We start from the raw sequence: 12,239 nt of genomic DNA, 5'->3' as shown, positions 1-12,239 counted from the left end.
CCGGTCAGTAGAGCCGTCGATCCGGGAGCTCCGGCCGGAGAGACACGTCGTAGCGTGCGAAGGCCGCAGGGTCGGCCGTCCTCAGCTCCTCGACCAACCGGCTCAGCTCGGCGGAAGCCTGCTCTTCCTCCTGTTCGGAGAGGTACTCCTCAGGGGCTGTCCGGTTCACCGAGAAGCTCGGAGGCGGTGACGCATCTGCCGTAACGGTGAAGGACGTCGAGCCAGGTGCCGACACTCGAGTTGGCGAACAACGCCCCCCGGCCTGACGAAGTGGACCGCCCCGGTCGCCGGCTCGACTCCGAACGTTGACCGCTCGGCCGGGTCATGGAGGTCCGCCTGCTCTGTGGGACGGTTGAGCGGGCCGAGGGATGTGAGCAGAACCGGGCCCGCCTCGCTCTTCATCACGACTCGCTCGATGAGACGCGGAGTCACCGGGACCCCACCTCGACGAGCTGCACCTTCATGAAGTCCGGGATGCGCCGGCCGTCCACCACGTCCCGTCCGGCACGCATGAGCAGCCGGCCGGGACCAGCCCCCTCGGCCGGCTGCTCATGCGTGGCCACCGAGCGGTCCTCTCCGGTCGACTGCCACCCTGACCCCACCCTGGCCGGGCCAGTGCGAAGGGGGGGCCGGACTGGCGGGACGGCGTTCAGTGCGGCTCGTCACCGCACCCGTCGCCACCGTAAGCCCAGCCCGACCGGCTTGCAGGCGATCCGGATGCCTTCATCGGTTGCGTCGGTGGCGTATCAACAGGAAGGCGATCAACAGTGCGCTGCCCGCAACTAGAGGGGCGCGGTTGGCGCGTGCGGCCGTCGCCGCCCGGCCCACCTTCTCCAGCAACGGATCGGGAGTCCTGTCCGTCGCGTACTGCCCCGCCTGGGCCGCGCGCTCACGCACCTGCGCGGCCGCCTGCGCCGTCTTCTCCAGCACGGCGTCGGGAGTGCTGTCCTTCACCAGTTGTGCGGCCTGCCCCGTCTTCTCGCGGATCTGGTCGGAGGCCGACGCGGCCTTGAGGGCGGCCTGCTCCTTCACGGCGGCGGTCTTCTCCGCGGCCTGTTCCTTCACCTCGGCGGTCTTCTGCTTCGCCTGCGCCTTGATGTCGGCCTTGGCGGCCAGCGCCTCGACGGTCTGTCCCAGCTCGTCGCGCGTCCGCTCGACCTGCTCGCGAAGCTCCTCGGGGGTGGGTGTGCCCATCTTGTTCTGCGATTCGTCGTTCATCGGTGTGCCTTCTCCTTGACCTCGGCCAGATCGGCCTTGACGCTGTCGATGGTCTGTTCGGGGGCGGGGCCGCCGGCCCGGTCGATCTGCTTCTTCCCGGCCAGCGCGGCCGCGGCGGCCACCGCTGCCAGCACCGCCGTCACGATGAGCGCCGCTGCCCACAGGGGCAGGGCCAGCGAGAGTAGGACGATGCAGGTCGCCACCAGGCTCTGGGCCGCCAGGATGCCGACGAGACCCGCGGCGCCGAAAAGGCCGCCGCCCTTCCCGAAGCGCTTGCCCTTCTGCGTCATCTCCGAACGTGCCAGCTGCATTTCCTCGCGGACCAGCTCCGAGATCTGCTGCGAAGCGCGCGAAACCAGCACGCCCACCTGGTCGCCGTCCGCGCGTGGCTGCCGCTCTGCTGTGCTCATGTTGAGGTCACCGTGCCTTCCTCGGTCGGTCGGAATCGTCAAGGGATCGACTTCCCCGTGGGGAAGTCGGCCTTGGGGAAAAGCCTCCTCACCGGATGCGTACGTCGTTGTCGCCCAGCTACCCAGCAACCGCGTCCGCATCCGTCCCGCGGCGAGGAGCCGGGGGAGGAGCCGGGCGAGGAGCCGCTCACCGCTTCATACGCCGGTGGTCCCCGACGCTCCAGGTGCGGGTGTCACGGGGCTCCGCGTAAGGCTCCTCGTCCGCGGGCAGGCCGCCCGCGATCGCACGCTGTCGCAGCATCTCCGCGTCGAACTCCAGGCCCAGGAGGATCGCCAGATTGGTGATCCAGAGCCACACCAGGAAGACGATCACGCCGGCGAGGGCGCCGTAGGTCTTGTTGTAGGAGGCGAAGTTGGCGACGTAGAGAGCGAAGCCCGCCGATGCGAGCATCCAGATCACCAGGGCCAGGAAGCTGCCCGGGGTCACCCACCTGAACCCGCGCCCCTTGGCGTTCGGGGCGGCCCAGTAGAGGACCGCGATCATGATGGTGACCAGGAGGACGAGGACCGGCCACTTCGCGATCGACCACAGGGCCAGGGCGGTGTTCCCGATGCCCAGGGCGGCGCCCGCCTGCTGTGCCAGGCCGCCGGAGAAGACCACGATGAGCGCGCTGGCACACGCCAGGATCATCAGCGTCACGGTCAGCGCCAGGCGCAGCGGCAGGACTTTCCACACCGGTCGGCCCTCGGGCATCTCGTAGACCACGTTCGAGACGCGGATGAAAGCGGCCACGTAACCCGAGGCCGACCACACCGCGACGGCCAGACCCGCGACCGCCATGAACGACCCGACGCCCGAGTTGCCCTGGAGCTGCTCCACCGCGTCGCTGATCACGTCGCGGGCGGAGGACGGCGTCAGCTTCTGCATATTCTCCAGGACCTGTTCGGTGGCCGACTCGCCGGCGATACCCAGCAGGGACACCAGGACCACCAGAGCGGGGAACAGCGCCAGCACCCCGTAGTAGGTCAGTGCGGCGGCCCGGTCCGGGAGCTCATCGTCCTGGAACTCCTTCAGAGTGCCGCGCAGCACCGCCTTCCAGGACCGGTGCGGCAGCTCGGTCGGCTGGTCCGGTGCCCGGTCGTCGACCTGTTCGTCGGGGCCCACTCCGCTTTCCCGGTCCAGGGTCCCGTTCTCGTACTCGCTGCCGGCGCGTCCCGGCTTCGGTGTGTCTGCCATATCCAGCGGGTTTCCACCGCAGCGCGTCTCATGTCCGGGAAGGCCTGTCCCGGTGATTTGCGGTCACAGCCGTCGCCGAGGTGTGTTCCGGCTCAGCTGATCAGGGCTTCCGCCGCGATCCACTGGAAGATCCGCACATCCACCAGGCCTTCTCACACGGTGGCCCCGTCATCTGCCAGCGACGACGCAGACCCCGCTCCGACTCCGGTGCAGAGCAGGGTGAAATCGTGGAGCGGTGGGCGCCGAGCCTGCTCCCAAGGGCTGAGTGGGTCAGTGCAGCAGGGCGTTCGTGAACGTCTCACGGTGGGTGACCAGCCAGGCCTGCACACGGTCCCAGCGTTCCCAGCCACCGCGCTCGGCCAGCGCCTGGACGTAGGTCGGGTCATTGTCGGCCACGCGCCGGGCGACGAAGTCCCGGCACACCTGGGTGGCCTGCTCGATGACGCCCGGCAGTTCGGCCCGATCCTGCGGTGAGAGGCCGTAGCTGTCGACGAGGACCCGCAGTCGTGTGGGTGCGTCCAGGCCTGCCGGGTAGTTGGCGTCGGCCGATGCAGGATCGAGCATGGGGGCCCAGTAGCGGGCGGTCATGGCGAGGTCCCAGAGGGGGCGCCCCGGGGCTGCCAGGTCGAAATCGATCAGGGCGAATGCTCGGCCGTCGCGGAAGACGACGTTGTCCGGACAGATGTCGTTGTGGCACAGCATCGTTCCTCCGGCCGGGTCGGCCAGGTCCCGGGGCCACGCGGCATGAGTGTCGATCGGGATGGCAGCACTGGCCTCGTGCAGGCGTCGCAGCAGGCTTCCCACCGTTCTCAGCGCGCTCTTCGTCATCACCCAGCGCGGAAATGGTGGCAGGGCGACATCGCCGGGGATGAAAGTCAGCTGCTCGCGGCCGTCCTCGGTGAGACGGACCGGCGTGGGAGCAGCGTCGAAGCCACGCTCCTTCAGCGCGAGAAGGTGGACGTGCAGGGAGCGCGCAGTGCACGGCGCGGGGCGTTCCACCACAGAGCCCAAGCGGAAGACTGCGCCCGCGTTCACCATGCCACCGATCAGAGGTTCTGCGTGGACCGGCTCGTCGTCAGCCATCATGTCGATCACGCTACCTGCAGGCCGGCTCCACGCGGCCTGTTGTGGTGTGCCCAGTCACACGCGGGCCGAAGCGAGAGCGGGTCGCGACCGCGTCGAACCGTGAGGCGCATCGTGCGGGACCCGTCGCAGAGGCCGCCCGTTGCGGCCGCGGGGCATCCGGACGCCGCCGTCGGGAAGGCGGCGGGCACGGACGGAGGAGCGCTCGAGCTTGTCAGCTGTCGGGGAAGGAAATCCTCGTGAGTTCTCCGGAGACCCGCCAGATGCGCTGGGCCTCCTCGGCGCTGCGCAGACGCGAACAGAGCCTCTGCTCTCCGGGAGGGCCGCCCAGGCGCCCGAGACCGCGTGGTCCATAGAACCTGCCACGGCCGCCGTGGGGAGAGGTAGCGGCGAAGAGGGCGGGAAGCTGTGCGGTGCGGACTGGCTGGCCGGACAGGCCCCGCCCCCACGAGGCGCGGACAGCGAGCACGTCGGCCCTGGGCTGCTGCGCATCCTCGACCGCCTGCACGACACTCCCGCGGAGATCGTCACCGAGTTCGGAGAGACGCTGCGACAGACCCCGCTCAGCGTTGCGCTCACCGGCGACCTGGCCCGCTACAGGGGCCCGTCCCGCAGCCTCGGCTACCGGTGGTTCACCGACCCCGCCACGCGGCAGCTCTACGCGCCTGAGGACCGTCCCTTCCTCAACCGCATGTTCGTCTCGGGCCTGCGCGGGGTGGCCACGCTGCGGGGCCCTTCTTCCCGCGCGGCCGGATACGCCGACCTGCTACTCGCTCGGAGCGAGGAGTTTCGGCAGGTGTGGGCCGACCACGAGATCGGCATCCGGCCCGACGACGTGAAGCCTTTCGTCCACCCCGAGCTGGGCGCACGGGAGCTGACCTGCCAGACGCTGCTCGATCCGGAGCAGTCGCACCTCTTGCTCGTCCACACTGCCGTTCCCGGCAGTGAAAGCTACGAAAAGTTGCAGTTGCTCTCCGCCATAGGGGTACAGGCGCTGCGCTGAGTGGCCCACCACCGGAGGACGACGTGGGCGAGCTGACAGCCGCGCGACACTGATCGTTGCCGAATCGAGAGCCTCGCCTGCTTCGGACACCCCTGAGGCCGGAAGCGAATCGGCTTCGAATCCCCTGGGAAATACCGAGAGTGACGGGACGTCAGTTACTGTCAAGGCCTCAGTTTGTGCTGATACGTGTGCATCGGCCGCAGAGCGGCACAGCTCATGTGCTCGCGTGCTCGAGCCTGTACGTCCGCGCTCGACGGAAGTCGAGGTAGGCCAGCACTACGACGACCACGGGAACGAGGGTGCACAGCAAGGTCAGTTGCAGCCCGCCCTCGGTCAGGGATGCGACCGCGACGATCACGATCGTGCCACCGATGAACCCCAGGAGCTGCCGGTAGGAGCGGAAGGCCCCCGTCGCGGCGGCCCCGGCATGGGACTCACCGGGCTCCTCGTCGTCGAATGCCGCGCGCACAGGGTGCTCGCGGTGTTCCTTCCTTGCCTGCCCCCAGGCCAAGCACCAGCGGGTGAGCAGGTAGAGGGCAAGGACACCGAGGTAGAGCCACCATTCGGTCGGACTGTCGGGCAGCGCGCGGGCCAGTGTCATGATGCCCGCTTACCCCCGCTCCATTGGAGCAGGCGATTCCGTATGTCCCATGGCACTCGCCGCGGCGCCGGCGGTCCGGGTGCCGCGGCGAGTGCCTGTGCCCGCGAGTCGCCCACCGGCTGAGGCAGGTCCGGGGGAGTCCTGGCGAACGAGGGCGTCCGCCGGTCGGCCACCACCCGTTGAGGGGCGGAACGCGCGGCACCCGCCCCGCAGGCATCGAGGGGCGGGTGCTGTGGGGCGGGTGGCTCAGGCGGGGGTGATGTTCTCCGCCTGGGGGCCCTTCTGGCCCTGGGTGACGTCGAAGTTCACCTTCTGGCCCTCCTGGAGCTCACGGAAGCCGGAGCTGGCGATGTTGGAGTAGTGGGCGAAGACGTCGGGGCCGCCGCCGTCCTGCTCGATGAAGCCGAAGCCCTTTTCCGAGTTGAACCACTTGACGGTTCCACTGGCCATTTTGTCCTCCAAGGGGACTCGAAGTCGGCTACCGCACCATGCGGAAGCCGGAGGTGATCGCCTGGCCCCTCAGGACGTGAACAGTAAGATCGCCCATGAAAACGCTCACGGGCGACCGGTACCTCGGAACCATGACTGCTGGTGCTGACGCTACACCGGCATCCGCGCCCGCATCGCCACAACGCTCACCTGGCAAAGCCGAGGTTTCCCGGGAGTTGGACGCCGGCAGAGTGCCACAGAGCCGCGCGCGCCTCGGAAACGGGCTGCGCCCCGCAGGACGGGGACGCGTGGCAAGATGCAGCACCCGGTCCCAGAGATGATGCGGTGAGTCGCGGCCACCACGCGGGGGGCCAGGGCAATGACGACCAACGCAGGGAACCAATGTGAACGTCGGTGTGCAGCGCGGCGCGATCGCAACCGTGCAGGTGCTCGGCCTCGCCGTGTGGTTCTCCATGTCGGCCGTGGTGCCGAGTCTACGGAGCGAGTGGGGGCTGACCGCCGGCGGAGCCGTATGGCTGACAGCCTCCGTGCAGTTCGGTTTCGTCGCAGGGGCGCTCACCTCGACCGCGCTGAACCTGGCGGACCAGGTCCCAGCCCCACGTCTGCTCTCCGTCAGCGCCGCTGCGGCAGCCGCTTGCACCGTCGTGCTGGCCGTATCCGTCGAAGGGCTCGCCCTTGCCATCCCCCTGCGCTTCCTGACCGGGGTCTTTCTGGCCGGGGTCTACCCCGTGGGCATGAAACTCATGGCTTCCTGGGCACAACGTTCCGGACGAGGCCTCACCATGGGCATTCTCATCGCCGCACTGACCCTCGGCTCCACCCTGCCCCATCTCATCGCCGGGGTCGGTTCCCTGCCCTGGCGCGGTGTCCTGCTCGTCGCGGCTGCTGCCGGCGTGTCGGGTTCCGCCATCTCCTTGCTCCTCGTCCGGCTCGGGCCCCACGCGGGGCCGACCGCTCCCGCCCGCAACCCGCGGTACGCACTCACGATGTTCACCGAGCGCGAGCCGCGGCTGGTCAACCTCGGCTACTTCGGCCACATGTGGGAGCTCTACGCCCTGTGGACCTGGATTCCGACCTTCCTCCAGGCCACCGGAGCCGCCGAAGAGCTGCCCGTCCCGGTCGGGATCGCGGTGTTCCTCGCCATGGGAATCGGCGGCGCGATCGGCTGCCTGGTCGGTGGCTGGGGTGCCGACCGCTACGGCCGCCCGCCCGCCGCCTTGGCAGCCCTCCTGGTCAGCGGCGCGTGCTGCCTGCTCTCCCCCCTCCTCTTCCACTCCGCGCCCGCACTGCTGCTGGCCTTCTGCGCGGTGTGGGGCGCCGCCGTGATCGCGGACTCCGGGGTCTTCTCGACCACTCTCAGCGAAGTCGCCGACCAGCGCTACGTCGGAACCGCCCTCACCGCCCAGACCGCGATCGGCTTCGCCCTCACCGTCATCACCATCCAGCTCACTCCCGTCCTGGCCGAAGCCATCGACTGGCAGTACGCCTTCCTCCTGCTTGCGCCCGGCCCTCTCGCCGGAGCCGTCGCGATGCGCGTCCTCGGCAGTCGCGCCTCGTCCACCGCACCATCGCCGCACACGAAGTAGGCCCTGCACTCTGCGAGGGGCCGACGATAGGTTGCCCGTCATGACTGAACTCGTGGTCACCGCCTGGCCGCCCACCCCGGTAAGGACCGCACGGCTTACGCTCCGCCAGTCCGAGAATCGGGACCGCAGGGCCTTTGTCGAGCTGTTCGCTTCGGCGGAGGTGCGCACCTACCTCGGTGGGCCGCAACCACGCGATGAGCTCGAGCGCACGGTTCCTGAGATACCTGGGCGGCGCCCGGGCGTCTTCGTGGTGGACCTCGACGGAATGATGATCGGCACGATCCACTTCGATCGGCGCGACGCGGAGCGTCCAGGGCATGTCCGTCCGGATGCCGGGGAAGCTGAGCTCGGTTACATGTTCCTGCCGACGGCGTGGGGCCATGGTTACGCTGCCGAGGCGTGCGCGGCAGCACTCACCTGGTTCGCCGGCACCTTTCCCGGCGAGCCGCTGGTGCTCTGCACCCGGACTGCGAACAAGAGCTCCATGCGCCTCGCCATGAAGCTGGGGTTCTCGGAAGTGGAGCGGTTCGAGGAGTTCGGTGCCGAGCAATGGTTCGGCGTGATGGGCTCGCTGACGACCTCCGCGTTGCGATGAGGTCGCTGAGGCCTCTGGCACAGGCGGCGTGTGTTCCGGCGTAGCTGATGACGGCCGGCCGCGAGGACTCCGCAAAAACCGCTGGGCGGAATACGGAGACCACTGCTACCGTGCCGGAGGCCGTGCGAGAGATCGAGGAGGTGGTACCCGTGAACGCAGTATCGACATGGGTGCTCCCCTCCGGGGTCACGGTCGGACGATAGGCAGGTCGTCCGGGAGCGCCGTTCCAGTGCACTCCCGAAAGGCACGATCATGCATTTCATCTCCGAGCAGCGCCTCGACGACGGCGTCCTCGAACGCGAATTCACCCTCGGTGAGATCCCCGGCATTCTGTGGACTCCCGTATCCGCACCCGCATCGGCGCCGGTGCCCCTGATCCTGCTCGGCCACCCTCCCCTCGGGCTGCGCAGGATGTACCCCCGGCTGGTCGCCCGGGCCCTGGACTCCGCGGCGGACGGCTTCGCCACGGCCACCATCGAACTCCCCGGAAGCGGAGACCGGCCCCGTTGGCCCGTCGTCGAGCAGGCCCGCTCCGACCTGCGCCGGGCGATGGAGGCCGGCGATCCGGTCAACGACGAGATCGTCGACGCCCTCATCCTCCCGTTGGCCGTCCCGGAATGGCAGGCCGCCCTGGACGCGCTCCTTCTGCTGCCCGAGATCGGTGGCCCGGTCGGGTACTCGGGAGGGGTGATCTCCATCGGCATCCGACTGGCGGTGGTCGAGCCGCGAATCTGCGCCGCCGTTCTGTTCGCCGGGAGTTTCGTGCCTCGCGCCATGTTCGAGCAGGCGCGGCAGGTCACCATTCCGCTGCACGTCCTGCTGCAGTGGGACGACGAGGGGAACGACCGGCAGGCGGCCCTGGACCTGTTCGACGCCTTCGGCTCCGAGGAGAAGTCGCTGCACGCCCATCTCGGCGGTCACACCGGCGTCCCGCAGTTCGCGGGGGACGCCGCAGCCCGGTTCTTCACCCGGCATCTGATGTGAGGCCGGGCGGTCGGACCGGCCGCAGACGGCAGTTGATACCTGCAGGCGTGGTCTTGTCGGTGCCGCGGTGCCGGCGGCGGTGCCGGTCGGCGGAGTGGACCTGAGCCCGGATTCGAAGAGGAACTGCTGTGCTGGGCCGGCTCCGTACTGCGGTGCCAGATCAGCCGGCTACGGGCTGCGTGGTGGTGGCGGTGATGGCCTTCCTCACCGAATTGGCGTCGGGCCCCGTGGAGCCCGAAGGGAGTGCCGGGCTCCACGGGGGCCGGGTTCCGCCTCACGGAGCTCTGAAGTACCCGGGGAAGCGCGGCCCGATCCAGGGCTTGCGGCCCCAGGCGAAGACCCGGCCCCTGGCCATCGCGCCCGCCGGCGCGCAGCGGCCGAGGGCCATCAGAAGAAAGGTCGTCGGCTCGATGGAGATGGTGCAGTCCGGCCGGTCCGGCAGCCTGCCGCCCGCCGTCACCGCGCCGTCGTCGAACGTCACCCCGAAGCAGCCGCCGCCCCGGAGTCGGACCGCGTAGCGGGCGGTCAGACCTGCCGTGGACTTCGCGTCGGTCACCCGGGGCATGGCCTCGATGATGAACGGCAGGGCCAGTCCCGCCCGTGCCGGCTCGACCATGTGCGGGCGCCTCAGGGCGCGGGCCAGGTCGTAGCCGTGCCCCAGCATGTGCGTCAGGAGGTACGAGCCGAGTACCGCGCGGGTCATCGGGCCCAGCGGCGTCATGAGCGTCTCATCGGCGGGACGCTCCGCCGCCGCGTCGAGGTAGGCGACCGCCTGTTCCACGATCATCGCCGCCAAGGGCTCCGCCTCGCGCTCCCCGAACGCGGCGAGGGCCTGCGTGTTGGCCTCGGCCAGGCTCTGCGGGGTGCCGTCGCCGTGGCTGCGCGGGTGCCCGGCCGCGATGTCGGCCATCAGCTCGTTGGCCTGTGCAAGGTGCGCCGCGGCCTCTCCCACCGTCCACGTCGACCGTGGGACAGGGCCTCCGGTGCCCGGGGCACCGCGTAGCAGCTCTGCTATGTCCTCGGCCGTCGTACGTATCGCATCGGCCAGCCCTTCGGGCAGCGTGCCCCGTACGTCCTGCCCCGCCGCTGACTCCACGGGTAACCCCTTCCATGTCTCGCAAGCCGCGCCTGTCCGGCCGGGCGGATTCCCGAGCCTGTACCCGCACGTCGGTTACCTGCGGGTACACAAGAGCAGTCCGTCCGGCCTCCCGGCAAGAGGCTGGGGCGGCCCGCTGCATCTTCTCCGCCCCTCGCCGTCTCCGATTGCCTACTCGACGGGCGGCCGAGTGCCTCCGGCCGGGCGGGTGCGGCGGAGTGCCGAGCCGGCGTGGTCCGGGCTGTCCACCGCTCTTCGTGTCAGGGTTCCTTGACACTTGCCGCCCTGTCAGGGCAACCTGACAGTCATGGGAGCTGATGACACCCCGGCCTCGTTGGCCGGACTGGTCACCGACAAGGACCCCGCTGTCGGCCTGCAGGCCGTTGTCGCGCTGCGCCGTCTCCTCGAAGAGCTGGAGCGGCTGCATGTCGACAACGCACGCCGGCAGGGATGGTCGTGGCAGAACATCGCCACGTCCTTGAACGTCAGCAGGCAGTCGGTGCATGAGAAGCACGCGGGCAGGCGCAAAGCCATGGGTATGGAGGAGTAGCAGTGTTCGAGTTCTTCACCGATCAAGGGAAGCGGGCCGTCGTGGCGTCCCAGGACGAGGCGATCACCCTCGGGCACGACTTCATCGGCACGGAGCACCTTCTGCTCGGTCTGCTCGCTGCGGAGGACGGCACGGCTGCACGTGTGCTGCGCGAGCACGACGTCGGCCTGGAGCGGGCGCGGCAGGAGACCGTACGTGTTCTGGAGGCGTCCGGGGTGGTCGCCGCGGGCGGGCAGCCCGCAAGGGACGCGTTGTCGTCGATCGGCATCGACGTCGCGGAGATCCAACGCCAGGCCGACACCTCCTTCGGGCCCGGTGCCTTCCAGTTCCCCCGGCCCGCTTACACCCCCGAGGCCCGGAAGGCGTTGGAGAACACCCTGGGCGAGGCACAGGCGCTGGGTCGCGACAGGTTCGGCACCGAACACATCCTTCTCGGTCTGCTGACCGTGCCTGAAGGTCACGTCCTCCAGGTCCTGGCCGCCCTCCAGGCCGACCCCACGGGCCTACGCGAGGCCGTCCTCGCCCAGGCTGCTCAGGAAGGGCCGTGAAGGCGGGCCGGATCACCGCTGTGAGCCGCAACGCCGTGTACTCGTTCAGCAAGCCCAACCACCCGTCCATCACCCTGCTCGCCGGTCTCGGTGTGGAGGGGGATGTCCACGCCGGTGAGACGATCCGTCACCAGTTCCGCATGACCTACGAGCCGGACCTGCCCAACCTTCGCCAGGTCCACCTGATGCACGAGGAGCTCCTCCAGGAACTCGCGCTGAAGGGGTTCGAGGTGCCCGCGGGTGGGCTGGGTGAGAACATCACCACCCACGGTGTGGACCTTCTGGGCCTGCCCACGGGGTCGCTGTTGCGGCTTGGAGCCGATGCTGTGGTCGAGGTGACCGGACTGCGCAATCCGTGCTCGAAGATCAACGACTTCCGGACTGGTCTCCTGGGCGAGATGTTCGCCCTGGACCCGCTCTCCGGCGAGTTCACCTTCAAGTGCGGCGTCATGGCCGTTGTCCGCCGGACAGGGATCATCCGCGCCGACGACCCCGTAGAGGTGGACCTCCCAGCCCTGCCGCACCGCGTGCTGGAGCGCGTCTGAGGTGCACCTCGGACGTTGGTGCAGCCGTGCCGCCACGGAGATGGCGGCCCGGTGACCGGGAACTTCCCCGGGGGCAGGCGAGCCGTGTGTCGGCCCCTGCGGGCCTGGGCGTGCTCATGCCTGCAAGTCGATCAGGACGAGGCGGATTTCGGTGTCTTCGCGAGGCGTCGGTCCGGCCCGGGCAGAGCCAGGACTTGCTCTGGCCGCGGGTCGCAGGAGGCGAGGGGTGCCCTTGTCGTGGTCGTCCGGGGGAGGTGGCCCGGGAACCGCATCGACAACCCTCCGCTCCCCGAGCGAGGATGCGGGGCCACTACTCAGGCCGCCCGGAGGTTC

The 12,239-nt window shown here is 69.5% G+C and carries 14 protein-coding genes and 1 pseudogene; 7 read left to right on the top strand and 8 right to left on the bottom strand.

Features of this window, described 5'->3' with window-relative positions:
* Positions 1 to 428: 428 nt before the first annotated feature.
* The 5 genes from ACFUNE_RS12020 to ACFUNE_RS12000 form a co-directional block, all read right to left on the bottom strand.
* Positions 429 to 563 carry a hypothetical protein gene (locus tag ACFUNE_RS12020; RefSeq protein WP_383565396.1) on the bottom strand — a complete coding sequence of 45 codons (135 nt, stop codon included), beginning with the start codon at positions 561 to 563 and terminating at the stop codon, positions 429 to 431.
* Positions 564 to 723: 160 nt separating this feature from the next.
* The gene (locus ACFUNE_RS12015; protein ID WP_383565394.1) at positions 724 to 1,218 is read right to left on the bottom strand and encodes a DUF3618 domain-containing protein; all 495 of its coding nucleotides are present in this window, start codon (positions 1,216 to 1,218) and stop codon (positions 724 to 726) included.
* Positions 1,215 to 1,628 (bottom strand): phage holin family protein, encoded by a 414-nt coding sequence (locus tag ACFUNE_RS12010; RefSeq protein ID WP_383565392.1) that lies wholly within the window; start codon positions 1,626 to 1,628, stop codon positions 1,215 to 1,217. Before ACFUNE_RS12010 ends, ACFUNE_RS12015 begins: the two co-directional genes overlap by 4 nt.
* A 187-nt stretch (positions 1,629 to 1,815) precedes the next feature.
* Entirely contained in the window at positions 1,816 to 2,865 is a 1,050-nt protein-coding gene (locus ACFUNE_RS12005) for a YihY/virulence factor BrkB family protein (RefSeq protein WP_383565390.1), read from the bottom strand.
* A gap of 270 nt (positions 2,866 to 3,135) precedes the next feature.
* Positions 3,136 to 3,951, bottom strand: coding sequence for a phosphotransferase (locus tag ACFUNE_RS12000; protein ID WP_383565388.1), 816 nt, complete (start codon positions 3,949 to 3,951; stop codon positions 3,136 to 3,138).
* 421 nt (positions 3,952 to 4,372) lie between these two features.
* Between ACFUNE_RS12000 and ACFUNE_RS11995 the strand changes: the two are divergent.
* Positions 4,373 to 4,951 (top strand): annotated as a pseudogene (locus ACFUNE_RS11995) (transcriptional regulator); the annotation flags it as partial.
* 214 nt (positions 4,952 to 5,165) lie between these two features.
* On the opposite strand, the gene ACFUNE_RS11990 reads toward ACFUNE_RS11995, so the two are convergent.
* Together ACFUNE_RS11990 and ACFUNE_RS11985 are read right to left on the bottom strand one after the other, a co-directional pair.
* A complete protein-coding gene (locus ACFUNE_RS11990; protein ID WP_383565386.1) occupies positions 5,166 to 5,552 on the bottom strand; it encodes a hypothetical protein in 387 nt (128 codons plus the stop codon).
* A gap of 246 nt (positions 5,553 to 5,798) precedes the next feature.
* Positions 5,799 to 6,002, bottom strand: a complete 204-nt coding sequence (locus ACFUNE_RS11985) for a cold-shock protein (RefSeq protein ID WP_010982331.1) — start codon at positions 6,000 to 6,002, stop codon at positions 5,799 to 5,801.
* Positions 6,003 to 6,385: 383 nt separating this feature from the next.
* On the opposite strand from ACFUNE_RS11985, the gene ACFUNE_RS11980 reads away from it, so the two are divergent.
* From ACFUNE_RS11980 to ACFUNE_RS11970, 3 genes are all read left to right on the top strand, one after another.
* Positions 6,386 to 7,588, top strand: a complete 1,203-nt coding sequence (locus ACFUNE_RS11980; protein ID WP_383565383.1) for an MFS transporter — start codon at positions 6,386 to 6,388, stop codon at positions 7,586 to 7,588.
* A gap of 40 nt (positions 7,589 to 7,628) precedes the next feature.
* Complete coding sequence (locus tag ACFUNE_RS11975; RefSeq protein ID WP_383565381.1) at positions 7,629 to 8,183, top strand: GNAT family N-acetyltransferase; 555 nt, start codon at positions 7,629 to 7,631, stop codon at positions 8,181 to 8,183.
* Between the two features lie 252 nt (positions 8,184 to 8,435).
* Entirely contained in the window at positions 8,436 to 9,167 is a 732-nt protein-coding gene (locus ACFUNE_RS11970) for an alpha/beta hydrolase (RefSeq protein ID WP_383565379.1), read from the top strand.
* A 274-nt stretch (positions 9,168 to 9,441) separates the two neighbouring features.
* Here the strand turns inward: ACFUNE_RS11970 and ACFUNE_RS11965 are convergent, their stop codons facing one another.
* Positions 9,442 to 10,263, bottom strand: a complete 822-nt coding sequence (locus ACFUNE_RS11965) for a maleylpyruvate isomerase family mycothiol-dependent enzyme (protein ID WP_383565377.1) — start codon at positions 10,261 to 10,263, stop codon at positions 9,442 to 9,444.
* Positions 10,264 to 10,570: 307 nt separating this feature from the next.
* Between ACFUNE_RS11965 and ACFUNE_RS11960 the strand changes: the two genes are divergently transcribed.
* From ACFUNE_RS11960 to ACFUNE_RS11950, 3 genes are read left to right on the top strand one after another with little or no spacing between them, the layout of a single operon-like run.
* Positions 10,571 to 10,813 carry a hypothetical protein gene (locus tag ACFUNE_RS11960; RefSeq protein WP_383565375.1) on the top strand — a complete coding sequence of 81 codons (243 nt, stop codon included), beginning with the start codon at positions 10,571 to 10,573 and terminating at the stop codon, positions 10,811 to 10,813.
* A 2-nt stretch (positions 10,814 to 10,815) separates the two neighbouring features.
* Positions 10,816 to 11,361 (top strand): Clp protease N-terminal domain-containing protein, encoded by a 546-nt coding sequence (locus ACFUNE_RS11955; protein ID WP_383565373.1) that lies wholly within the window; start codon positions 10,816 to 10,818, stop codon positions 11,359 to 11,361.
* A gap of 20 nt (positions 11,362 to 11,381) precedes the next feature.
* Positions 11,382 to 11,906 carry an MOSC domain-containing protein gene (locus ACFUNE_RS11950; protein WP_383565371.1) on the top strand — a complete coding sequence of 175 codons (525 nt, stop codon included), beginning with the start codon at positions 11,382 to 11,384 and terminating at the stop codon, positions 11,904 to 11,906.
* Positions 11,907 to 12,239 lie beyond the last annotated feature (333 nt).

The sequence above is a fragment of the Streptomyces sp. NPDC057287 genome (assembly GCF_042667905.1).
Classification (GTDB): domain Bacteria; phylum Actinomycetota; class Actinomycetes; order Streptomycetales; family Streptomycetaceae; genus Streptomyces.
The sequence above is the reverse complement of the archived record's forward strand: the minus strand, read 5'-3'. Positions and strand labels throughout refer to the sequence as shown.